Below are 20,368 nucleotides of genomic sequence, written 5' to 3'. Positions count from 1 at the left end.
CCGCGCGGCGGCCCCGCGCCCTAGAGGATCAGGGCGTCGGTGTGGGCGGCGCCCGATTCGGTCACGATCTCCTCGATCGTCTGGGGGGTGCGCACCGTTGCGAAGGTGACGCCTCCCGTGCCGTCCGGGGTGAAGCCGTGGACGCCGGGGCGGGGGAGCGAGTTGTAGGCGTAGTGGTGGGCGAAGTAGTACGCGCCCGTGTCGAGCGCCGCCGCGTGGTCGCCCTGTTCCAGCAGGGGCAGTGACTGTGCCTGGGCGAGCAGGTCGCCCGCGAAGCAGGCCGGTCCCGCCACGTCCTGCACGACCGCCGGACCCTTCTTGGGCCGCCCCTTCGCGTCGTACGCGGCGATCCGCAGCGGCCACGACGCCGGCGCGTACACCGTCCGCGTCGCCACCTGCACGCCCGCGTGCGTCACCGCGACCGGACGCCCGCCGGCGCTCTTGGCGTACTCCACGCGCGCGACCACCGTGCCGTGCTTGGCCAGCAGCGACCGGCCGAACTCGGTGACCAGCCCGTACCGCCCGTCGAACAGCCCCGGCACCGTCTCGCTCAGCAGCCGCGCGTACCGCCCGTACGTCGGTGTGTTCGCCTCGGAGGCGAAGTTCACCGGCAGCCCACCGCCGATGTCGATGGTGTCGACCTGGTGGCGCCCGGCACGCCGGTTGATCTCCTCCGCCAGTTCGTACGTCTGGGCGACCCCCCGCGCCATCATCGTCAGCGCGATGCCCTGGGAGCCGGTGTGCGCGTGCAGCCGGGTCAGCCACGGCCGGTCCAGATACGCCCGTACGACCCACTCCCGCGCGCCCTCGTCGCGCAGCGCCACGCCGAACTTCGAGGTCGCCGTGGCCGTGGACAGCGCCTCGATGGAGCCGCCGCCGACCTGCGGGTTCACCCGGATGCCGATGGGGGAGCGGGAACCGGCCCCCGCCATCAGGGCGTCGAGACGGGCCAGCTCCTGGGGGTTGTCCGCGTTGACGGCGATGCCCAGCGCGAGCGCCTCCCGCAGTTCGGCGGGTGTCTTGGCCGGCGAGTCGAGGACCGTCCGCTCCGGCTCCACCCCCGCCGCCCGCGCCAGCGCCAGCTCACCCGGACTGGCCACCTCCGCGCCGATGCCCTCCGCGCGCAGCAGCCGCAGTACCGGCACCAGCGGGCTCGCCTTCACCGCGAAGGCGTGCAGCACGGGTGTGCCGGGCGCCGCCACCGCGTCGAACGCCGTCCGCAGTTCGGCCGCCGACTCCCGGATGCCGGTCACGTCGAGCAGGGCCACCAGGGGGTTGCCGGCGTCGAGCAGCCCCTGCTCCACGGCGGCCCGCACCGCCTCGTTCCGCCGGGCCGCCCGCCCGTCGGCGTACGCGTCCACCTCGTCCGTCCGGTCGTCGTGGGTCACCGTGTCCCCCGTCCCCTTGGCGTTCTCCGTGTTCGCGTGCATGAAGCCAGCCAAACACCCCTCGTACGGCCGTGCCGCCCCATCCCCGTATTGACTAGTTCTATTCAGGTAGCGAGGATGTGAATATCTGCAGTAATCGTCCGCAGTACAGGAGGCAGACATGTCCGGACCCCGCCCGCCCGTCTCCCGCCACCACCCTCAAGCGGGTCCCTACGGGCCGCCCCCTGGTCCTGTCCGAGCGCCGCGCGGCACCGAACCGAGCGCCCTGGGATGGCAGCAGGAGGCCGCCCTGCGGATGCTGCAGAACAACCTCGACCCGGAGGTCGCCGAGCACCCCGACAAGCTCGTCGTCTACGGCGGCACGGGGAAGGCGGCCCGCGACTGGCGCTCCTTCGACGCCATGGTCCGCACGCTGAGGACCCTCAAACAGGACGAGACGATGCTCGTCCAGTCCGGCCGCCCGGTCGGTGTCATGCAGACCCACGAGTGGGCGCCGCGCGTCCTCATCGCCAACTCCAACCTCGTCGGCGACTGGGCCACCTGGGAGGAGTTCCGCCGCCTGGAGGCCCTCGGCCTGACCATGTACGGGCAGATGACCGCCGGCTCCTGGATCTACATCGGCACCCAGGGCATCCTCCAGGGGACCTACGAGACCTTCTCCGCCGTCGCCGCGAAGAAGTTCGCCGGCACCCTCGCCGGGACCATCACGCTCACCGCAGGACTCGGCGGGATGGGCGGCGCCCAGCCGCTCGCCGTCACCATGAACGACGGCGTCGCGATCTGCGTCGACTGCGACCCCCGCGCGATCGAACGCCGCATCGAGCACCGGTACCTCGATGTGAGGGCCGACTCGCTCGACCACGCCCTGCAGCTGGCCGTCGAAGCCCGCGACGCCCGCCGCCCCCTGTCCATCGGGGTCCTCGGCAACGCCGCCGAGCTGGTGCCGCAGCTCCTCGCCATGGGCGCTCCCATCGACATCGTCACCGACCAGACCTCCGCCCACGACCCGCTGGCGTACCTGCCGACCGGCGTCGCCTTCGACGACATGGCCGACGCCGCCGCGAAGGACCCGGCAGGCTTCACCACCCGCGCACGCGAGTCCATGGCCCGGCACGTCGAGGCGATGGTCGGCTTCCAGGACGCCGGTGCGGAGGTGTTCGACTACGGCAACTCCATCCGCGGCGAGGCGCGGCTCGCCGGGTACGACCGCGCGTTCGCCTTCCCGGGGTTCGTGCCGGCGTACATCCGGCCGCTGTTCTGCGAGGGCAAGGGGCCCTTCCGGTGGGCCGCGCTGTCGGGTGAGGCCGCCGACATCGCCAAGACCGACAAGGCGATCCTGGAGCTGTTCCCGGAGAACGAGTCCCTGGCCCGGTGGATCAGGATGGCGGGGGAGCGGGTCCACTTCCAGGGCCTGCCCGCGCGTATCTGCTGGCTCGGTTACGGGGAGCGGGACAGGGCCGGGGAGCGGTTCAACGACATGGTCGCGAGCGGGGAACTGGCCGCGCCGATCGTGATCGGGCGTGATCATCTCGACTGCGGTTCGGTGGCCTCTCCCTATCGGGAGACCGAGGCGATGCTGGACGGGTCCGATGCGATCGCCGACTGGCCGTTGCTGAACGCGATGGTGAACGTGGCCTCGGGGGCGTCGTGGGTGTCCATCCACCACGGTGGTGGGGTCGGTATGGGTCGGTCCATCCACGCGGGGCAGGTCACGGTGGCCGACGGGACCGCGCTGGCCGGGGAGAAGATCCGGCGGGTGCTCACCAACGACCCCGGCATGGGCGTCATCCGGCATGTCGACGCCGGGTACGACATCGCGGAGTCGGTTGCGGGCGAGCGGGGTGTTCGCGTGCCGATGCGTGAGGGTGGCTCGGAGTGAAGGGCGGCGACTCCTCGGTGGGGGCGGGGGCACCGTCGCCGCCTGCGGGTTCGGCTGCGCCCGCCCTCCCCCATGGTGCGAGGAGCATGGGAGGTACCCCCGTCGCCCTGCGGAACGACGGCCCACAGCCCGGCGGCCGTCAGCCGGGCAGCGGTTCGCAGCCTGAACCGCCCTCGTTCCATGAGATGTGGCGGCAGTTGCTGCCCATCGGGCGCAGTTCCGCCTCCGGTGGCTACCGGCGGTTCGCCTGGACCGGGGCCGACTCCGACTGCCGGAGCTGGTTCGAGGAGCAGGCCCGTGGCCGAGGGCTGGTCCATGAGGTCGACCGGAACGGGAACCAGTGGGCCTGGCTCGGGGAGCCCGCGCGGGGGGACGCCGTCGTCACCGGGTCACATCTGGACTCCGTGCCCGACGGCGGGGCCTTCGACGGGCCCCTCGGGGTCGTGTCCGCCTTCGCCGCCCTCGACGAACTGCGCCGCAGGGGCGCACGGTTCGCCAAACCGCTCGGCATCGTCAACTTCGGGGACGAGGAGGGCGCCCGCTTCGGGCTCGCCTGCGTCGGCTCCCGGCTCACCGCGGGCGCGCTCACCGTCGAGCAGGCCCACCGGCTCACCGACGGGGACGGCAGCACGCTCCCGGAGGCCATGGAGGCCACCGGGTACGACCCCGACGCCATCGGCCCCGACCCCGAACGACTCGGCCGCATCGGCGCCTTCGTCGAACTCCACGTCGAACAGGGCCGGGCCCTGGACCTGTCCGGCGACCGCATCGGCATCGCGTCCGCCATCTGGCCGCACGGCCGCTGGCGGTTCGACTTCCGGGGCGAGGCCAACCACGCCGGCACCACCCGGCTCGCCGACCGGCACGACCCCATGCTGTCGTACGCCGAGACCGTCCTCGCCGCCCGCCGCGAGGCGGAACTCGCCGGTGCCGTAGCCACCTTCGGCAAGATCGCGGTCGAGCCGAACGGCGTCAACGCCATCCCCTCCCTGGTGCGCGGCTGGCTCGACTCCCGCGCCGCCGACCAGGAGAGCCTGGACACCGTGGTCGAGGGCGTGCGGAAGGCCGCCCGCGCCCACGCGCGGGAGCACGGCGTCACACTCGACGTCGAACGCGAGTCCTTCACCCCCGTCGTCGAGTTCGACCACGCCCTGCGCGACGAGCTCGCCCGCCTCCTCGGCAGCGACACCGACCTCAAGGTGCCCGTCCTCGGCACCGGCGCCGGACACGACGCCGGAATCCTCTCCGGACGCGTCCCGACCGCCATGCTGTTCGTGCGCAACCCCACCGGCGTCTCGCACTCCCCGGCCGAGTTCGCCACCGAGGACGACTGCGTGGCCGGGGTCCTCGCCCTCGCCGACGTACTGGAAGGACTGGCCTGCACGTGACTGCCATCCCGCGGACGTACTGGCTGGAGCACGCCTGGCTCGGCACCCACGTCGAACCGGGCGTGGCCGTCGAGGTCCGGGACGGCCGCATCACCGCCGTCCGCCCGGACACCCCCGCCCCGCCGCCCGGCGCCGAGATCCTGCGCGGACTGACCCTCCCCGGGCTGGCGAACGCGCACAGCCACGCCTTCCACCGCGCCCTGCGCTCCACCGTCCAGGTGGGGTCCGGCACCTTCTGGACCTGGCGCGAGATCATGTACGCCACGGCCGACCGGCTCACACCGGACACCTACCACGCCCTCGCGCGGGCCGTGTACGCCGAGATGGCGCTGGCGGGCATCACGGCGGTCGGCGAGTTCCACTACGTCCACCACGCCCCCGGCGGCACGCCCTACGCCGACCCCAACGCCATGGGCGAGGCGCTCATCGAGGCCGCCGCCGAAGCCGGTGTCCGCATCACCCTCCTCGACACCGCCTACCTCTCCTCCGGCTTCGGACAGCCGCCCACCACCCACCAGCTCCGCTTCTCCGACGGCGACGCGGACGCCTGGGCCGGGCGCTGTTCAGTTCTCAAGGAACGGGATCACGCACGGATCGGGGCGGCCGTCCACTCCGTCCGGGCCGTGCCGGCGGAGCAGCTGGCGACCGTGGCGCGGTGGGCCGAGGAGCGGCGGGCCCCGCTCCATGTGCATCTGTCCGAGCAGACCGCCGAGAACGACGCCTGCCGGGAGGCCCACGGCTGCACCCCGACGCAGCTCCTGGCCCTGCACGGTGTCCTCGGACCGCGCACCACCGGCGTCCACAACACCCACCTCACCGCCGAGGACATCGCCCTCATCGGCGGCAGCGGCACCGGCACCTGCATGTGCCCGACGACCGAACGCGACCTCGCCGACGGCATCGGACCCGCGGCCGCGCTGCAGAACGAGGGTTCCCCGCTCTCCCTCGGCTCCGACAGCCACGCCGTGATCGACCTGCTCGAAGAGGCCCGCGCGATGGAGCTCGACGAGCGCCTGCGCACCCGCACCCGCGGCCATTGGACGGCCGCCGCGCTGCTGCGGGCCGCCACCGCCGACGGGCACGCCGCCCTCGGCTGGGACGACACCGGCCGCATCGGGACCGGGGCACGCGCCGACCTCACCACCATCGGGCTCGACTCGGTCAGAACAGCGGGACCGCCGCCCGGACTCGGCGCCGAGACGGCCGTATTCGCCGCGACAGCGGCTGACGTACGGCACACCGTCGTGGCGGGCCGGCACGTCGTACGCGACGGGGCGCACACGCTCGTACCCGATGTGCCCGGAGCCCTCGCGCAGGCCGTCGAAGCACTGCGCGCCTGACGACCACCCACGAGGACACCATGAGCAGCACCGTCATCAGCAACATCGCCACGCTGGTCACCAACGACCCCTCCCTCGGTGACAGTTCTCCCCTTGGTCTGGTCCGGGACGCGGCCGTCGTCATCGAGGGCGACCGCGTCGTGTGGACCGGTGAATCAAGCAAAGCACCCGCCACTGACAACCGGGTCGACGCCGAAGGCCGGGCGGTCCTGCCGGGCTTCGTCGACTCCCACTCCCACCTGGTCTTCGCCGGTGACCGCACCGAGGAGTTCAACGCCCGGATGTCGGGCCGCCCCTACAGCGCCGGCGGCATCCGTACGACCGTCGCCGCCACCCGGGCCGCCGGCGACGGGCGGCTGGAGGCGAACCTCACCCGTCTCCTCCACGAGGCGCTCCGCCAGGGCACCACGACCTTCGAGACCAAGTCCGGCTACGGCCTGACCGTCGAGGACGAGGCCCGCGCCCTGCGCCTGGCCGCCCGCCACACCGACGAGGTCACCTACCTCGGCGCCCACGTCGTCGCGCCCGAATACGCCGAGGACCCGGCCGGGTACGTCGACCTGGTCACCGGCGAGATGCTGGACGCCTGCGCGCCGCACGCCCGCTGGATCGACGTCTTCTGCGAGAGGGGCGCCTTCGACGGCGACCAGGCCCGCGCGATCCTCACCGCCGGAAAGGCGAAGGGCCTGCACCCGCGCATCCACGCCAACCAGCTGTCGTACGGCCCCGGGGTGCAGCTCGCCGTCGAGCTCGACGCGGCCAGCGCCGACCACTGCACCCACCTCACCGACGCCGACGTGGGCGCCCTAGCCGACGGGAACACCGTCGCCACCCTGCTCCCCGGCGCCGAGTTCTCCACCCGCGCCGAGTGGCCCAACGCCCGCCGGCTGCTGGACGCGGGCGTCACCGTCGCGCTGTCCACGGACTGCAACCCCGGCTCGTCCTTCACGTCCTCCGTCCCCTTCTGCGTCGCGCTCGCGGTGCGGGACATGGGGATGACGCCGGACGAGGCCGTCTGGTCGGCCACGGCGGGCGGTGCCGCCGCCCTGCGCCGTGACGACATCGGCCGCCTGACCCCGGGCGCGTACGCCGACCTCACCCTTCTCGACGCCCCGAGCCACGTCCACCTCGCCTACCGGCCCGGTGTCCCGCTGGTCGCGGGGGTGTGGCGACGGGGCGTACGCGAGGTGTGAGCGGTGCGGCGCTCCCCGGACGTCCCGAAGGGGGCGGCCCGGTCCCGGACCGCCCCCCTGGAGGGCAAGCGTCACCCGGTGAGGATCACTCCTCGACCGTGAGCCCCTTGCGCAGCTTCACCAGAGTCCGCGACAGCAGGCGGGAGACGTGCATCTGGGAGATGCCCAGTTCCTCGCCGATCTCCGACTGGGTCATGCCCGCGACGAAGCGCAGGGAGAGGATCTTCCGGTCCCGCGGCGGCAGTTCGGCGATCAGCGGCTTCAACGACTCGATGTACTCGATGCCTTCGAGCCCGTGGTCCTCGTACCCGAGCCGGTCCGCCAGCGCGCCCTCGGCCTCGTCCTCCTCCGGCTGGGCGTCCAGCGAGGAGGCGGTGTAGGCGTTCGACGCCGCCATGCCCTCGACGACCTCGTCGCTGCTGATGCCCAGACGCTCGGCCAGTTCGGTCACCGTCGGCGCCCGGTCCAGTTGCTGGGCCAGCTCGTCACCGGCCTTGGCCAGGTCGAGCCGGAGCTCCTGCAGCCGGCGCGGTACGCGCACGGACCACGAGGTGTCGCGGAAGAAGCGCTTGATCTCACCGATGATGGTCGGCATCGCGAACGTGGGGAACTCGACGCCGCGCGACAGCTCGAAGCGGTCGATCGCCTTGATCAGGCCGATGGTGCCGACCTGGATGATGTCCTCCATCGGCTCGCTGCGCGAGCGGAACCGGGAGGCGGCGAACTTGACCAGGGCGAGGTTCAGTTCGACGAGCGTGTTGCGTACGTACGAGTACTCGTAGGTGCCTTCCTCCAGCGACTCCAGGCGCTCGAAGAGGGTCTTGGACAGCGCCCGCGCGTCGACCGGGCCCACCTCGTCGTACGGGGGGATCTCCGGGAGTCCGGCGAGCAGGTCGTCCGGGACGACACCCGGGTCGTCGCGCTCGATGGGATTCAGGTGCTCCGGAGGGAGTGTCGACGTCGCTTTCGGGGTACGCGATGCGTCGAGCCGGGGTGACATGATGTCCTCCATCGTTCTCGGCTATATGGCTGCCGAAGCCGATACGTGCACTGCGGTGTGCGGCGCCTCCAAAGCCGGCCGTGTCGGTTGCGTGTTCTTACTAGCCCTACCCGCTTTCCCGAGCGAACCGCAAGTGCGCTCTGTTGGCATATGTCCGTTTGTGCGCGATTGTTCGGCTGTCGGAGTGTGGCCAGAAGGCGTAATGTTCGAGGACGTCAGCAGGCAGCCACGACGTCGGGAGAGAGAGACGGCATGGACCGCGGGACGGTCGGCAGCGCACAGTCGGGCCGGCTTCTGGTCGAGGTGCGAGAAGAGGGCCCCAGTGCCGTCGTGACTCCGGCGGGTGAGTTGGATCACCACACCGCCGATCTGTTGCGTGAGCCACTGGAGGAATGCCTCGCCAAGGGATTCAAGCGGCTTGTCATCGACTGCTCCCGGCTGGAGTTCTGTGACTCCACGGGGCTGAACGTGCTGCTCGGTGCCCGACTGAAGGCCGAAGCCGCCGGGGGCGGGGTTCATCTCGTGGAGATGCAGCCCGTCGTCGCGCGCGTGTTCGAAATCACGGGAGCGGACGCGGTGTTCACCGTCCATGACACTCTCGAGGCGGCGCTGGCCGACGATTCCGCGTGACGCGCGCGGGCAGGTTCGGCCGGACGCCCCCGTCACCGGAGGGCCGCTTCCGGTGCGCCTTTTCGTGCGAATACGGGGGTGTCCCCTCGGTCTGTCAGGGCAGGAGACACCCTGAACGCGCCGGCCACGGTGGTTACGAGGGTGTCGAGAACCGGGTGTGCCGTGCGCGCGTGACCGACCGAGGACGAAAACTTTTGAATCGTGAACTGGTGACACGGTGAGGTGAAGCGCTGATGAGCACCACCCGGCCCTATTCGCCGGGCGACCGCGGTCCGGAGCCCAGCGGCGCTTCCGGGACGCCCGGGGGCGGCGCGCCGGCGGGGGGCGCGCCCGACGGGGGCGTCGTCGCGCCCACCGCGCCATCGGGGTCTTCCGGGCCGTCGGGCGGCGGCCAGGTCCGCCGGCTGAGCTTCGACGACCAGAGCGGCGTCGTACCGCTCGCCCGTGACTTCACCCGCCAGGCGTTGTACGCGTGGGGCTGGCTGCCCGCCGCCACCGCCGACCGGCGGGCCGCCGCCGAGGACGTCCTCCTCGTCGTCTCCGAACTGGTCACCAACGCCTGCCTGCACGCCGAGGGGCCGGACCATCTGGCCATCACCTGCGACAAGAAGGTGATCCGGATCGAGGTCACCGACCGGGGCACGGGCCAGCCGGCCCCGCGCACCCCGCACCGGGCGGGCCGCCCGGGCGGCCACGGCATGTTCATCGTGCAGCGGCTCTGCCTGGACTGGGGGGTCGTACGGGCCCCGGACGTCGCGGGCAAGACGGTCTGGGCGGAACTCGGGGCACCGGCGTAACCCGGAACCCGGGGCACCGGCGTGACTCGGATCCGGGGCACCGCGTACGGCCCGGGCGTCACGGCGGCCGGGGCGAGCGTGACTCGGATCCGGCGTGCCCGCAGGACCCGGACCCACGCGCTCCGTCACCCTGACCCGGAGCACCCGGAGCACCCGGAGCACCCGGAGCACCCGGACTTCCGGCACCCGCGTCCCACCGCAACGCGCGAAGGGTCCCTGGAAACCGACGGTTTCCAGGGACCCTTCGCGTCGAGCCGTGGGGGAAGGCTCAGCGCACGTCGCCCATGAGGGCCTTGACCTTGTTGCGGTACATCCACACCGCGACACCGGCGACCACGGCGAGGCCCGCCTCCATCGCGACGATGCCCGTCTTGTTCAGGTCGACACCGGCGATGGAGAGCAGACCGGTCGTGGCGTCACCGGCGGTGACGGCCAGGAACCAGACGCCCATCATCTGCGAGGCGTACTTCGCGGGCGCCATCTTCGTGGTGACCGACAGGCCGACCGGGGAGAGCAGCAGCTCGCCGACGGTCTGGACGAAGTAGATCGCCACCAGCCACAGCGCCGCGGCCTTGTGACCACCCTCGGCGATCGACAGCGGGGCCAGGAAGAGGAAGAAGGACACGCCGACCAGCACCAGACCGGACGCGAACTTCACGATCGTGCTCGGCTCCTTGCCGCGCCGGTTCAGCGCCAGCCAGATCCAGGCGAAGACCGGGGCCAGCGCCATGATCAGGACCGGGTTGACCGACTGGTACCAGGAGACCGGGAAGTCCCAGCCGAGGACGCTGTTCTCGGCCGACGAGTCGGCGAAGATCGACAGGGTCGAGCCGCCCTGGTCGTAGATCATCCAGAAGATCGCGGCGGCGACGAAGAACCAGATGTACGCGGACATCTTCGACTGCTCGGCGCGGTCCAGGTCCTTGTCGCGCTTGATGCGGGCGATCACCATCACCGGGACGATCACGCCGAGCAGCGTCAGCGGGACCAGGACCCAGTTCAGGGTGTAGTTGCCGGTGAAGCCGATGACGGCGTACGCGACGACGGCGATGCCCGCCCAGAACGCGGCCTTGCGCAGCGTCGAGGACTTCTCCTCGGCCGACAGCGGCTTCGGGACGACGCTGGAGCGCGCGTCCAGGTGACGGCTGCCCAGCAGGAACTGCGTCACACCGAGGCCCATGCCCAGCGCGGCGAGCGCGAAGCCCAGGTGCCAGTTGACGTTCTCACCGATGGTGCCGATGATCAGCGGCGCGGCGAAGGCACCCAGGTTGATGCCCATGTAGAAGACGGTGAAGCCACCGTCCCGGCGCGGGTCGTCCGGGCCCTGGTAGAGCTGGCCGACCATCGTGGAGATGTTGGCCTTCAGCAGACCGGAGCCGATGGCGACCAGGCCGAGCCCCGCGTAGAAGGTGCCGGTGGACGGCAGGGCCAGCGTCAGGTGGCCCAGCATGATGATTCCGCCGGCGACGGCGACGGTCTTGCGGGGGCCCCAGACACGGTCGCCGAACCAGCCGCCCGGCATCGTGAGCAGGTACACCAGCGAGAGGTACACCGAGTAGATCGCGGTAGCGGTGCCCGCGCTCAGACCCAGGCCGCCCGGCGCGACGAGGTACAGCGGGAGCAGAGCCCTCATGCCGTAGTAGGAGAAACGCTCCCACATCTCGGTCATGAAGAGAGTGGCCAGTCCGCGGGGGTGGCCGAAGAAGGTCTTCTCGGAGCCGGGGGTGCCCGGAGTGACCGAGTCCTTCGTCAGGCTGGACGCCATGGTCGTTCCTTGCTGGTCGGGACGCGTCGCGCGAGCGTGTACGCGCCCGGTGGGGGGGCGGCCGGCACCGGCGGGGCCGTACCCGTCCACCCCACGCCCGAGGGAGGCCGCTCCGGGTCGCGGAACGGCGGACGGCGACCACCGGGATCCACGCCCCGCCGTGCGTCTGCGCGCGACGGGGCCCGGCCACAGGTCATTCCTTCCGGGGCCGGCGCACAGGCCGGCCCGCACACAAAAGAGACCTTCGGCGTCAACTGCGCCAAAGGTCCCCGTGGTGCAACAGGCGTTGGTTCACCATACGGCAGGACAGTGCCGGATATGGAAGGACTTGAGACGCGGATCACAGGTTTTACTGGAACCGCGATCAACCATTCGAAGGTCCTTCCCAGGTTCGCACCCCACAGCCGCAGGCGCGAACCGGGACCGCCATAGGTGAGAAACGGGTATGCCGGAGGTAAGAGTCAACGCTCGCGATCACACCCCGGGCCCCGTGGCGGCGGGACTACCATCACTGACATGACCCGTGTACTGCTCGCCGAGGACGACGCGTCCATCTCGGAGCCGCTGGCCCGCGCCCTGCGCCGGGAGGGCTACGAAGTCGAGGTCCGTGAGGACGGACCCACCGCGCTCGAAGCCGGCATGCAGGGCGGCGTCGACCTGGTGGTGCTGGACCTCGGGCTGCCCGGCATGGACGGTCTTGAGGTCGCACGCCGGCTCCGTTCCGAGGGGCACACGGTCCCCCTGCTGATCCTGACCGCGCGCGCCGACGAGGTGGACACGGTCGTCGGCCTGGACGCGGGTGCCGACGACTACGTCACCAAGCCGTTCCGGCTCGCCGAGCTGCTGGCCCGGGTCCGGGCCCTGCTGCGGCGCGGTTCCGCCGAGCCCCAGCAGCCGCCCGCCACCCACGGGGTGCGCATCGACGTCGAGTCGCACCGGGCCTGGATGGGCGACGAGGAGCTCCAGCTCACCGCGAAGGAGTTCGACCTGCTGCGGGTCCTGGTGCGGGACGCGGGCCGGGTCGTCACCCGCGACCAGCTGATGCGGGAGGTCTGGGACACCACCTGGTGGTCCTCCACCAAGACCCTCGACATGCACATCTCCTGGCTGCGCAAGAAACTGGGCGACGACGCGGCCAACCCCCGCTACATCGCGACCGTGCGCGGTGTGGGCTTCCGCTTCGAGAAGAGCTAGCCAGAACCCCCTGGGTTTCCGTTTGGGTAAGAGGACATGCGCCGCCGTCTGATCCAGTCCACGCTCGCCGTGGTGCTCGTCGTGATCGCCGTCTTCGGCGTCTCCCTGGTGATCGTCGAGACCCGCACCATCAGCGAGAGCGCCAGAGAGCGGGTGGAGTCCGAGGCGGTACGGCTGGCCAGCATCGTCGACAGCCGGCTGCTCGTCGAGGACCAGGTCACCGCCGAGATCCTCAGCGACCAGGTCACCGAGGACCGGTACGCCGTCATCCGGATCCCCGGCAAGCCGCCCATCGAGGTCGGCACCGAGCCGGACGGCGACGTCATCAGCGCCTCGGCACCCGGCGAGGAGGGCGAGACGGTCACCGTCCAGGAGCCGCGCTCCTCGGTGACCCGGGAGGTCGGCCGTACGCTGCTGATCATCGGCCTGGTGGCACTCCTCGCGGTGATCGCGGCGGTGCTGCTGGCGATCCGCCAGGCCAGCAGGCTCGCCTCCCCGCTGACCGACCTCGCGGAGACCGCCGAACGCCTCGGCTCCGGTGATCCCCGCCCCCGTCACCGCCGCTACGGCGTTCCCGAGCTGGACCGGGTCGCGGATGTGCTGGACCGCTCCGCCGAGCGCATCGCCCGCATGCTGACCGCGGAGCGGCGCCTCGCCGCCGACGCCTCCCACCAGCTGCGCACTCCCCTCACCGCCCTGTCCATGCGCCTGGAGGAGATCACCCTCACCGACGACCCGGACACGGTGAAGGAGGAGGCCACGATCGCGCTGACGCAGGTGGAACGGCTGACGGACGTGGTGGAGCGGCTGCTGACCAACTCCCGCGACCCGCGCACCGGCTCCGCGGTCACCTTCGACCTCGACGAGGTGATCCAGCAGCAGCTCGCCGAGTGGCGTCCCGCCTACCGCAGCGCGGGCCGCGCGATCGTCACCTCGGGCAAGCGCCACCTGCGGGCGGTGGGTACGCCGGGCGCGGTCGCCCAGGTGCTGGCGGCACTGATCGAGAACTCGCTGATGCACGGCGGCGGCACGGTCGCCCTGCGCACCCGGGTCACCGGCAACCAGGTCGTCGTCGAGGTCACCGACGAGGGGCCCGGCGTCCCCGCCGAGCTGGGCTCACGGATCTTCGAACGGGCGATCAGCGGCCACAACTCCACCGGCATCGGCCTCGCCGTCGCCCGCGACCTGGCGGAGGCGGACGGCGGCCGGCTGGAGATGCTCCAGGCCGGTCCGGCCGTCTTCGGCCTGTTCCTCTCCCGCACGCCGCCGCAGAAGTCCCCGGACGACGAGTCCCGCCGGACGGTGCGCTGACGGCTACGGCACGCGCTGCGTCGCGCGCGAGCCGCCGGGGGGCGTGCCCTGCGCCACCGGCTCGCGGACCGGCAGCGCGCGGAACACCCAGGTGCGGTACGACCAGAAGCGGAACAGGGTCGCCACGGCGATGCCGAAGAACTTGAAGATGTTGCTCTGCAGCGGGCTGTCCCAGCCGAAGCCGTACGTCGCCACGTACAGCACGCCGTTCTCGATCACCAGGCCGATCGCGCTGAACAGCAAGAACAGCGACATCTCCCGGGTGCGCCCGGACTTGTCGCGGTCCCGGTAGGCGAAGTACCGGAAGCCGATGTAGTTGAAGACGATCGCGACGACGGTCGCGATGACGCTCGCCCGCACCACCTGGAGGTCCGTCACCTGCCGGACCAGGTTGAACACGAGGAGATTGACCAGCAGACCGACTCCGCCGACCGCGCCGAACTTCACGACCTCACGGACGAGCCGGTCGATCCGCTCCCGCACGGTGCCGCGCGGGGCCGGAGCCGGGGCCGTGGTCGGAGGCCCGGAGGAACCATGTCCCATGGTCGTACCGACTCCCGTCCGTCGGTTGGCGTCAACCAGACCATGCTAACCACCCGTCCCCGCGATCTTCCTGCGGGCGAGGACCGCGACCGCGGATCGTCCCGGGGGAGGCCGGTAAACCGGCCACTGTGGCTCGGCCGATACCCTGGGGGCGTGACGTTCCCGGTAGTCGGCATGGTCGGCGGTGGCCAGCTCGCTCGTATGACACACGAGGCGGGCATCCCGCTCGGCATCAAGTTCAAGCTCCTCAGTGACACTCCGCAGGATTCCGCGGCGCAGGTCGTCGGCGATGTCGTCGTCGGCGACTACCGCGACCTGGAGACGCTGCGCGCGTTCGCGCGCGGCTGCGACGTGATCACCTTCGACCACGAGCATGTGCCCACCGAGCACCTCAGGGCCCTGGAGGCGGACGGCATCCCCGTCCGTCCGGGCCCCGACGCTCTGGTGCACGCCCAGGACAAGGGCGTGATGCGCGCGAAGCTCGACGCGATCGGGGTGCCGTGTCCGCGGCACCGCATCGTCGCCGACCCCGAGGACGTCGCCGCGTTCGCGGCTGAGGGCGACGGTTTTCCCGTCGTCCTCAAGACGGTCCGCGGCGGCTACGACGGCAAGGGCGTGTGGGTCGTCCGCTCCGTCGAGGAGGCCGCCGAGCCGTTCAAGGCGGGTGTCGCCGTCCTCGCCGAGGAGAAGGTCGACTTCGTGCGCGAGCTGGCCGCCGACGTGGTCCGCTCCCCGCACGGGCAGGCCGTCGCCTACCCCGTCGTCGAGTCGCGGCAGGTCGACGGCGTCTGCGACACGGTGATCGCGCCCGCCCCCGGCCTCGACGAGGTCCTCGCGCTGAAGGCCGAGGAGATGGCGCTGAACATCGCCAAGGAACTCGGCGTCGTCGGCCACCTCGCGGTCGAGCTGTTCCAGACCCGCGACGGCCGCATCCTCGTCAACGAGCTCGCGATGCGCCCGCACAACTCCGGACACTGGTCCATGGACGGCGCGATCACCTCGCAGTTCGCCAACCACGTCCGCGCCGTCCTCGACCTCCCGCTCGGCGACCCCCGCCCGCGCGCGAAGTGGACGGTCATGGTCAACGTCCTCGGCGGCGACTACCCGGACATGTACTCGGCGTACCTGCACTGCATGGCCCGCGACCCCCAGCTGAAGATCCACATGTACGGCAAGGACGTGAAGCCCGGCCGCAAGGTGGGCCACGTCAACACCTACGGCGACGACCTGGACGACGTGCTGGAGCGCGCCCGTCACGCAGCCGGCTACCTGAGAGGCACGATCACCGAATGAGCCCGGTCGTAGGCATTGTCATGGGGTCGGACTCCGACTGGCCCGTCATGGAGGCGGCCGCGAAGGCACTCGACGAGTTCGAGATCGGCTACGAGGTCGACGTCGTCTCCGCGCACCGCATGCCCCGCGAGATGATCGCGTACGGCGAGCAGGCCGCGGACCGCGGACTCAAGGCGATCATCGCGGGCGCGGGCGGCGCCGCCCATCTGCCCGGCATGCTCGCCTCCGTCACCCCGCTGCCCGTCATCGGTGTGCCCGTGCCGCTGAAGTACCTCGACGGCATGGACTCCCTGCTGTCCATCGTGCAGATGCCGGCCGGTGTCCCGGTCGCCACCGTCTCCGTGGCCGGCGCGCGCAACGCGGGCCTGCTCGCGGCCCGGATGCTCGCCGCCCACGACGAGGAACTCCTCGGCCGGATGCGGGAGTTCCAGCAGGAGCTGAACGACCAGGCCACCGAGAAGGGCAAGCGGCTGCGCGCCAAGGCCGAGGGGTCCGGCAGCGGTTTCGGTTTCGGGAAGTGAGCGGGGTGGGTCCTGCCGTGAAGTACCTCGACGAAGCCCGCGCGCTGCTGGCCGAGTTCCCCGTCGTCGACGGGCACAACGACCTGCCGTGGGCGCTGCGCGAACAGGTCCGCTACGACCTCGGCGCCCGCGACATCGCCGGCGACCAGTCCGCCCATCTGCACACCGACATCCCCCGGCTGCGCGCGGGCGGGGTCGGCGCGCAGTTCTGGTCGGTGTACGTCCGTGCGGACCTGCCCGACGCGGTACCGGCCACGCTGGAACAGATCGACTGCGTACGGCAGTTGCTGGCCCGTCACCCGCGGGAGCTGGCGCCCGCGCTGACCGCCGCCGACATGGAGGCCGCGCGCGGTCAGGGCCGTATCGCCTCCCTCATGGGGGCGGAGGGCGGCCACTCCATCGCCAACTCCCTCGTCACGCTCCGGGGGTTGTACGACCTCGGCGTCCGTTACCTGACCCTCACCCACAACTTCAACGTCGCGTGGGCGGACTCGGCGACCGACGAGCCCGGCGTGGGCGGCCTGTCGGCCTTCGGCCGTGAGGTGGTGCGGGAGATGAACCGGCTCGGCATGCTGGTCGACCTCTCCCACGTCGCCGCCACGACCATGCGGGACGCGCTGGACGCCACCTCCGCGCCGGTGATCTTCTCCCACTCCTCCGCCCGCGCGGTCTGCGACCACCCGCGGAACATCCCCGACGACGTGCTGGAGCGGCTGCCCGCCAACGGCGGCGTCGCGATGGTGACGTTCGTGCCGAAGTTCGTGCTCCAGGCGGCCGTCGACTGGACGGCCGCGGCCGACGAGAACATGCGCGCCCACGGCTACCACCACCTCGACACCACCGCCGAGGGGATGAAGGTCCACCGCGCCTTCGAGGAGACCCGCCCGCGCCCGGTCGCGACGGTGTCCACGGTGGCGGACCACCTGGACCACATGCGCGAGGTCGCCGGCGTCGACCACCTCGGCATCGGCGGCGACTACGACGGCACGGCCTTCACCCCCGACGGCCTGGACGACGTCTCCGGTTACCCCCACCTGATCGCCGAGCTGCTGGGGCGCGGCTGGTCGAAGGCCGACCTGGCCAAGCTCACGTGGAAGAACGCGGTACGGGTACTGGGCGCCGCGGAGGACGTGGCCCGAGCCCTCCAGGAGACCCGGGCGCCGTCCAACGCCACGCTCGAGTCGCTCGACGGCTGAGGGCTCCGCACCCGCCGCGCGGATGCCTTCCGCCCGGCTCGTGCGGTGCGGTCGTCCCGACGTGCCGAGGGGTGTGCCGTACCCCCGAACGCCGCGTTCACCAGGAAGCCGGTGGGTGCTCCGTGCGACGGTGACCGTACCGCCGAGGTCACGACGTACGGAGCCCGTGATGGCCGATCTCCAGGACGATCTGCACCCCGCCGCCGAGGTCGGCCGTATCGACGAGCCGTACCCCCAGGAGGCGGTCGTCGTCGTGCCGGAGACGTACGAGCCCGTCTCCGATCCGGACGCCGAACCCCTGACCCGCGCCCACGCCGTCCTCGCCGCCCACCCCGTCGCCGACGGTTACAGCGGACTGCCGTGGGCGCTGCGCCGACTGCCCTGGTACGACCTCGACCTGGGGGAGAGCGCCGTCGACGCGGATGTGCCCCGGCTGCGCAAGGGGCAGGTCGGCGCGGTGTTCTGGTCGCTGCACCTGCCCGAGGCCGACGACGGCGACCGGGCCGTCGGCACCACCCTGGAGCAGCTGGACCTGGCGAAGGCGGTGGTCGCCGCCCACGACGAGGGCCTGCGCCCGGCGCGCGGCGCGGGAGAGGTCGCCGACGCCCGCAACTGCGGCCGGGTCGCCGTCCTGTTCGGCCCCGCCGGTGCCGCCGCCCTCGGTGACTCCCTCGGCGTCCTGCGCTCGCTGCACACCCTCGGTCTGCGCGTGCTCACCCTGACCGGCGCCTCCTGGGCGGGTGCCGCGGGACTGACCCGGTTCGGCGAGGAGGTCGTCCGCGAGATGAACCGGGTCGGCATGATCGCCGACCTCTCGTACGCCTCGACCCCGACGATCCGCCGCGTCCTCACCGTCTCCAAGGCGCCCGTGCTGTTCAGCCGCTCCGCCGCCCGCGCCCTGCGCCCCCACCCGGCCAACCTCCCCGACGAGCTGCTCGCCGACGTGGGGAGGGCCAAGGGCCTGTGCATGGTGCCGCTGACCGCCGAGCAGTCCGGCCCGACCGTCCGTGACGTCGCCGACCACCTCGACCACGTCCGCACGGTCGCCGGACCGGAGTGCGTCGGCCTGTCCGGCACCTATGACACCGGCGGAGCCCATCCGCAGGAACTCGCCGACACCTCCTGCTACCCGAGGCTGATCGCCGAGCTGCTGCGGCGCGGCTGGGACGAGTCCGAGGTGGCCCTGCTGACCTGGGGCAACGTCCAGCGGGTGCTGCGCGAAGCGCACTTCACCGCCCATGTGGCCCAGCAGCGCCGCCCCCCGTCGACGGCGACCGTCGCCGATTTGGACGGCTGAGCGGTCAGGGCTGTTCGATCAGGGCTGTTCGATCCGGCAGAGGCAGAACGGATGCCCCGCCGGATCGGCGTACACCCGGAAGTCCTTGCTCTCGTAGTCCTCCCGGTCCAGCACCCGCGCCCCCAGTGCCAGCACCTTCTCCTCGGCCGCGTCGATCTCCTCCCAGGTCCCGCCGGCGTCGAAGTCGAGGTGGAACTGCTGGGAGTCGTGGTCGGCGCCCGGCCACTTCGGCGGGGCGTGCCCCGGCGCCCGCTGGAAGGCGAGCCGGGGCCCCGCGGGAAGCTGCAGCACCACCCAGTCCGGGTCCTCCTCCACGGGCGTGCCACCGCCGACGGCCGCGTAGAAGACGGCCAGTTCACGCGGGTCGGGACAGTCGAGGACGACGGAACGGAGACGGGCCACGGGGGCCATGGATCCTCCAGGAGTCAGCGGGTCAGCCGGCACACAGGCAGAACGGGTGCCCGGCCGGGTCCGCGTAAACCCGGAAGGTCCGCGAGCGGTCGTCGGCGTCCAGCGGCCTCGCGCCCAGCGCCAGCACCTCCTTCTCGGCCGCGTCCAGGTCCTCGACCGTCAGGTCCAGGTGGAACTGCTGGGAGCCGTCGGCCGACGGCCACCGCGGTGGTACGTACTCCGCGGACGCCTGGAAGGCGAGGCCCGGGCCGCCGGGCACCTTCAGGTCCACCCACTCGCCCTCGTCCACCACCGTGCCGCCCACCACCCCGGCGTAGAAATCGGCCAGCGCGCGCGGATCCGGACAGTCCAGGACGACGGATCCCACCTTGGCAACGGACATGACTTCCTCCTCGTTGTTACCGGCAGATCCGGTTAACCGGTAGCCGTTACTGCATGCTGCCCCATTGGGGGTAACGTCGCAAGGGGATAACGGGAGGTACGGTCCAGACATGAGTGAGAGAGCGGCCCCGCCCGGGAAGCTGGCCCTGGTCCAGGCCCTGGTCAACACGCTGGACGTCGAGTCGGGCGCCGACGCGCTGGACACGGCGGACGGGCGCGCGCCCTTCGGGCTCACCGAGGACACCGCCGCCTCCGCCCGTGAACTGCGCGAGTCCCTGCGCGCCGCCCTGCTCGCCCACGCCGGACACCCGCCCCACCGCGCGGTCACCCCGCTCGGCGAGCTGCTCGCGCGGGCACCCCTGGTGGTCACCGTCGACACCGCGGACGGCTCCGCCGCCCTCGCCCCCGTCGACGACGGGCCCCTGCTCTCCCGCATAGCCGACGCCGTCGCCGAAGCGGTCACGGCGGGCACCTGGGACCGGCTGAAGGCGTGCGAGGCCGCCGACTGCCTCTGGGCGTACTACGACCGCAGCCCCGCCGGACGCGGCCGCTGGTGTTCCATGCAGGTGTGCGGGGCCCGCGCGAAGATGCGCCGGTACCGGGCGAAGGGCGCCTGAGCGCTCCGCCGGAAGTCAGCGACGTGCCGTCGACCGTCTGCGGCGCCGTCGTGGCCGGTCGCGCCTACGGCGGCGGCAGCCGCACGTCGGTACGGTCCCGCGCCCTTCAGAGCGCTGCCGGACCTGCCCGGAAGGGCGCGTGGCCGCACCGCGCCCGAGCCTCGTGGGGCAGAATGCAGCAGGACGCCGGTTCGGCCGACTGAGCCTCGGCCGAACCGGCGTCA

19 protein-coding genes are annotated in these 20,368 nt (G+C 71.8%); 13 read left to right on the top strand and 6 right to left on the bottom strand.

What is annotated here, in order from left to right:
• Positions 1-20: 20 nt before the first annotated feature.
• On the bottom strand, positions 21-1,430 hold the full coding sequence (locus ACH4VX_RS15710; RefSeq protein ID WP_398367953.1) for a diaminopimelate decarboxylase: 1,410 nt from the start codon (positions 1,428-1,430) through the stop codon (positions 21-23).
• Positions 1,431-1,548: 118 nt separating this feature from the next.
• Here ACH4VX_RS15710 and hutU point away from each other — a divergent pair, with 118 nt between their 5' ends.
• From hutU to hutI, 4 genes are all read left to right on the top strand, one after another.
• Positions 1,549-3,267, top strand: a complete 1,719-nt coding sequence (gene hutU, locus ACH4VX_RS15705) for a urocanate hydratase (RefSeq protein WP_398367952.1) — start codon at positions 1,549-1,551, stop codon at positions 3,265-3,267.
• Between the two features lie 185 nt (positions 3,268-3,452).
• The gene (locus tag ACH4VX_RS15700) at positions 3,453-4,655 is read left to right on the top strand and encodes an allantoate amidohydrolase (protein ID WP_398368172.1); all 1,203 of its coding nucleotides are present in this window, start codon (positions 3,453-3,455) and stop codon (positions 4,653-4,655) included.
• Positions 4,652-5,995 (top strand): formimidoylglutamate deiminase, encoded by a 1,344-nt coding sequence (locus ACH4VX_RS15695; RefSeq protein ID WP_398367951.1) that lies wholly within the window; start codon positions 4,652-4,654, stop codon positions 5,993-5,995. Before ACH4VX_RS15700 ends, ACH4VX_RS15695 begins: the two co-directional genes overlap by 4 nt.
• A gap of 20 nt (positions 5,996-6,015) precedes the next feature.
• Positions 6,016-7,188: an imidazolonepropionase gene (hutI, locus tag ACH4VX_RS15690; RefSeq protein ID WP_398367950.1), complete on the top strand. Its 1,173-nt coding sequence runs from the start codon at positions 6,016-6,018 to the stop codon at positions 7,186-7,188.
• An 85-nt stretch (positions 7,189-7,273) separates the two neighbouring features.
• Here hutI and ACH4VX_RS15685 read toward each other — a convergent pair whose 3' ends face one another.
• Complete coding sequence (locus tag ACH4VX_RS15685; protein ID WP_398367949.1) at positions 7,274-8,188, bottom strand: RNA polymerase sigma factor SigF; 915 nt, start codon at positions 8,186-8,188, stop codon at positions 7,274-7,276.
• A 252-nt stretch (positions 8,189-8,440) separates the two neighbouring features.
• Between ACH4VX_RS15685 and ACH4VX_RS15680 the strand changes: the two genes are divergently transcribed.
• Complete coding sequence (locus ACH4VX_RS15680) at positions 8,441-8,818, top strand: STAS domain-containing protein (RefSeq protein WP_398367948.1); 378 nt, start codon at positions 8,441-8,443, stop codon at positions 8,816-8,818.
• A 233-nt stretch (positions 8,819-9,051) separates the two neighbouring features.
• On the top strand, positions 9,052-9,615 hold the full coding sequence (locus ACH4VX_RS15675) for an ATP-binding protein (protein ID WP_398367947.1): 564 nt from the start codon (positions 9,052-9,054) through the stop codon (positions 9,613-9,615).
• A gap of 268 nt (positions 9,616-9,883) precedes the next feature.
• On the opposite strand, the gene ACH4VX_RS15670 is transcribed toward ACH4VX_RS15675, so the two are convergent.
• Positions 9,884-11,380 (bottom strand): oligopeptide:H+ symporter, encoded by a 1,497-nt coding sequence (locus tag ACH4VX_RS15670; protein WP_398367946.1) that lies wholly within the window; start codon positions 11,378-11,380, stop codon positions 9,884-9,886.
• 516 nt (positions 11,381-11,896) lie between these two features.
• Here ACH4VX_RS15670 and ACH4VX_RS15665 point away from each other — a divergent pair.
• Positions 11,897-12,574: a response regulator transcription factor gene (locus tag ACH4VX_RS15665; protein ID WP_030821646.1), complete on the top strand. Its 678-nt coding sequence runs from the start codon at positions 11,897-11,899 to the stop codon at positions 12,572-12,574.
• 36 nt (positions 12,575-12,610) lie between these two features.
• Positions 12,611-13,885, top strand: a complete 1,275-nt coding sequence (locus tag ACH4VX_RS15660; RefSeq protein WP_398367945.1) for an ATP-binding protein — start codon at positions 12,611-12,613, stop codon at positions 13,883-13,885.
• 3 nt (positions 13,886-13,888) lie between these two features.
• On the opposite strand, the gene ACH4VX_RS15655 is transcribed toward ACH4VX_RS15660, so the two are convergent.
• Positions 13,889-14,428: a GtrA family protein gene (locus tag ACH4VX_RS15655; protein WP_398367944.1), complete on the bottom strand. Its 540-nt coding sequence runs from the start codon at positions 14,426-14,428 to the stop codon at positions 13,889-13,891.
• Positions 14,429-14,581: 153 nt separating this feature from the next.
• Here ACH4VX_RS15655 and ACH4VX_RS15650 point away from each other — a divergent pair, with 153 nt between their 5' ends.
• The 4 genes from ACH4VX_RS15650 to ACH4VX_RS15635 all read left to right on the top strand — a co-directional run bounded on the left by ACH4VX_RS15650 (position 14,582) and on the right by ACH4VX_RS15635 (position 18,735).
• Entirely contained in the window at positions 14,582-15,721 is a 1,140-nt protein-coding gene (locus tag ACH4VX_RS15650; RefSeq protein ID WP_398367943.1) for a 5-(carboxyamino)imidazole ribonucleotide synthase, read from the top strand.
• The gene (gene purE, locus ACH4VX_RS15645) at positions 15,718-16,242 is read left to right on the top strand and encodes a 5-(carboxyamino)imidazole ribonucleotide mutase (protein ID WP_398367942.1); all 525 of its coding nucleotides are present in this window, start codon (positions 15,718-15,720) and stop codon (positions 16,240-16,242) included. Before ACH4VX_RS15650 ends, purE begins: the two co-directional genes overlap by 4 nt.
• A 17-nt stretch (positions 16,243-16,259) precedes the next feature.
• Positions 16,260-17,438, top strand: a complete 1,179-nt coding sequence (locus ACH4VX_RS15640; protein WP_398367941.1) for a dipeptidase — start codon at positions 16,260-16,262, stop codon at positions 17,436-17,438.
• 169 nt (positions 17,439-17,607) lie between these two features.
• Positions 17,608-18,735, top strand: a complete 1,128-nt coding sequence (locus ACH4VX_RS15635; RefSeq protein ID WP_398367940.1) for a dipeptidase — start codon at positions 17,608-17,610, stop codon at positions 18,733-18,735.
• Positions 18,736-18,753: 18 nt separating this feature from the next.
• Here ACH4VX_RS15635 and ACH4VX_RS15630 read toward each other — a convergent pair whose 3' ends face one another.
• On the bottom strand, positions 18,754-19,146 hold the full coding sequence (locus ACH4VX_RS15630) for a VOC family protein (protein ID WP_398367939.1): 393 nt from the start codon (positions 19,144-19,146) through the stop codon (positions 18,754-18,756).
• Between the two features lie 22 nt (positions 19,147-19,168).
• Entirely contained in the window at positions 19,169-19,528 is a 360-nt protein-coding gene (locus tag ACH4VX_RS15625; protein ID WP_398367938.1) for a VOC family protein, read from the bottom strand.
• 109 nt (positions 19,529-19,637) lie between these two features.
• Between ACH4VX_RS15625 and ACH4VX_RS15620 the strand changes: the two genes are divergently transcribed.
• Positions 19,638-20,144 carry a CGNR zinc finger domain-containing protein gene (locus tag ACH4VX_RS15620; protein WP_398367937.1) on the top strand — a complete coding sequence of 169 codons (507 nt, stop codon included), beginning with the start codon at positions 19,638-19,640 and terminating at the stop codon, positions 20,142-20,144.
• Positions 20,145-20,368 lie beyond the last annotated feature (224 nt).

Origin of the sequence: Streptomyces sp. NPDC020731, assembly GCF_044334705.1 — a bacterium.
In the GTDB taxonomy this organism is placed as follows: domain Bacteria; phylum Actinomycetota; class Actinomycetes; order Streptomycetales; family Streptomycetaceae; genus Streptomyces.
Note: the sequence above shows the minus strand (reverse complement) of the source record. Positions and strands in the feature narration are given on the sequence as shown.

Excerpts from the sequence above, each read along its gene's own strand:
- ACH4VX_RS15710 (WP_398367953.1), bottom strand. The coding sequence starts at position 1,430 with ATGCACGCGAACACGGAGAACGCCAAGGGGACGGGGGACACGGTGACC.
- hutU (WP_398367952.1), top strand. The coding sequence starts at position 1,549 with ATGTCCGGACCCCGCCCGCCCGTCTCCCGCCACCACCCTCAAGCGGGT.
- ACH4VX_RS15700 (WP_398368172.1), top strand. The coding sequence starts at position 3,453 with ATGTGGCGGCAGTTGCTGCCCATCGGGCGCAGTTCCGCCTCCGGTGGC.
- hutI (WP_398367950.1), top strand. The coding sequence starts at position 6,016 with ATGAGCAGCACCGTCATCAGCAACATCGCCACGCTGGTCACCAACGAC.
- ACH4VX_RS15685 (WP_398367949.1), bottom strand. The coding sequence starts at position 8,188 with ATGTCACCCCGGCTCGACGCATCGCGTACCCCGAAAGCGACGTCGACA.
- ACH4VX_RS15680 (WP_398367948.1), top strand. The coding sequence starts at position 8,441 with ATGGACCGCGGGACGGTCGGCAGCGCACAGTCGGGCCGGCTTCTGGTC.
- ACH4VX_RS15675 (WP_398367947.1), top strand. The coding sequence starts at position 9,052 with ATGAGCACCACCCGGCCCTATTCGCCGGGCGACCGCGGTCCGGAGCCC.
- ACH4VX_RS15670 (WP_398367946.1), bottom strand. The coding sequence starts at position 11,380 with ATGGCGTCCAGCCTGACGAAGGACTCGGTCACTCCGGGCACCCCCGGC.
- ACH4VX_RS15665 (WP_030821646.1), top strand. The coding sequence starts at position 11,897 with ATGACCCGTGTACTGCTCGCCGAGGACGACGCGTCCATCTCGGAGCCG.
- ACH4VX_RS15660 (WP_398367945.1), top strand. The coding sequence starts at position 12,611 with ATGCGCCGCCGTCTGATCCAGTCCACGCTCGCCGTGGTGCTCGTCGTG.
- ACH4VX_RS15655 (WP_398367944.1), bottom strand. The coding sequence starts at position 14,428 with ATGGGACATGGTTCCTCCGGGCCTCCGACCACGGCCCCGGCTCCGGCC.
- purE (WP_398367942.1), top strand. The coding sequence starts at position 15,718 with ATGAGCCCGGTCGTAGGCATTGTCATGGGGTCGGACTCCGACTGGCCC.
- ACH4VX_RS15635 (WP_398367940.1), top strand. The coding sequence starts at position 17,608 with ATGGCCGATCTCCAGGACGATCTGCACCCCGCCGCCGAGGTCGGCCGT.
- ACH4VX_RS15630 (WP_398367939.1), bottom strand. The coding sequence starts at position 19,146 with ATGGCCCCCGTGGCCCGTCTCCGTTCCGTCGTCCTCGACTGTCCCGAC.
- ACH4VX_RS15625 (WP_398367938.1), bottom strand. The coding sequence starts at position 19,528 with ATGTCCGTTGCCAAGGTGGGATCCGTCGTCCTGGACTGTCCGGATCCG.
- ACH4VX_RS15620 (WP_398367937.1), top strand. The coding sequence starts at position 19,638 with ATGAGTGAGAGAGCGGCCCCGCCCGGGAAGCTGGCCCTGGTCCAGGCC.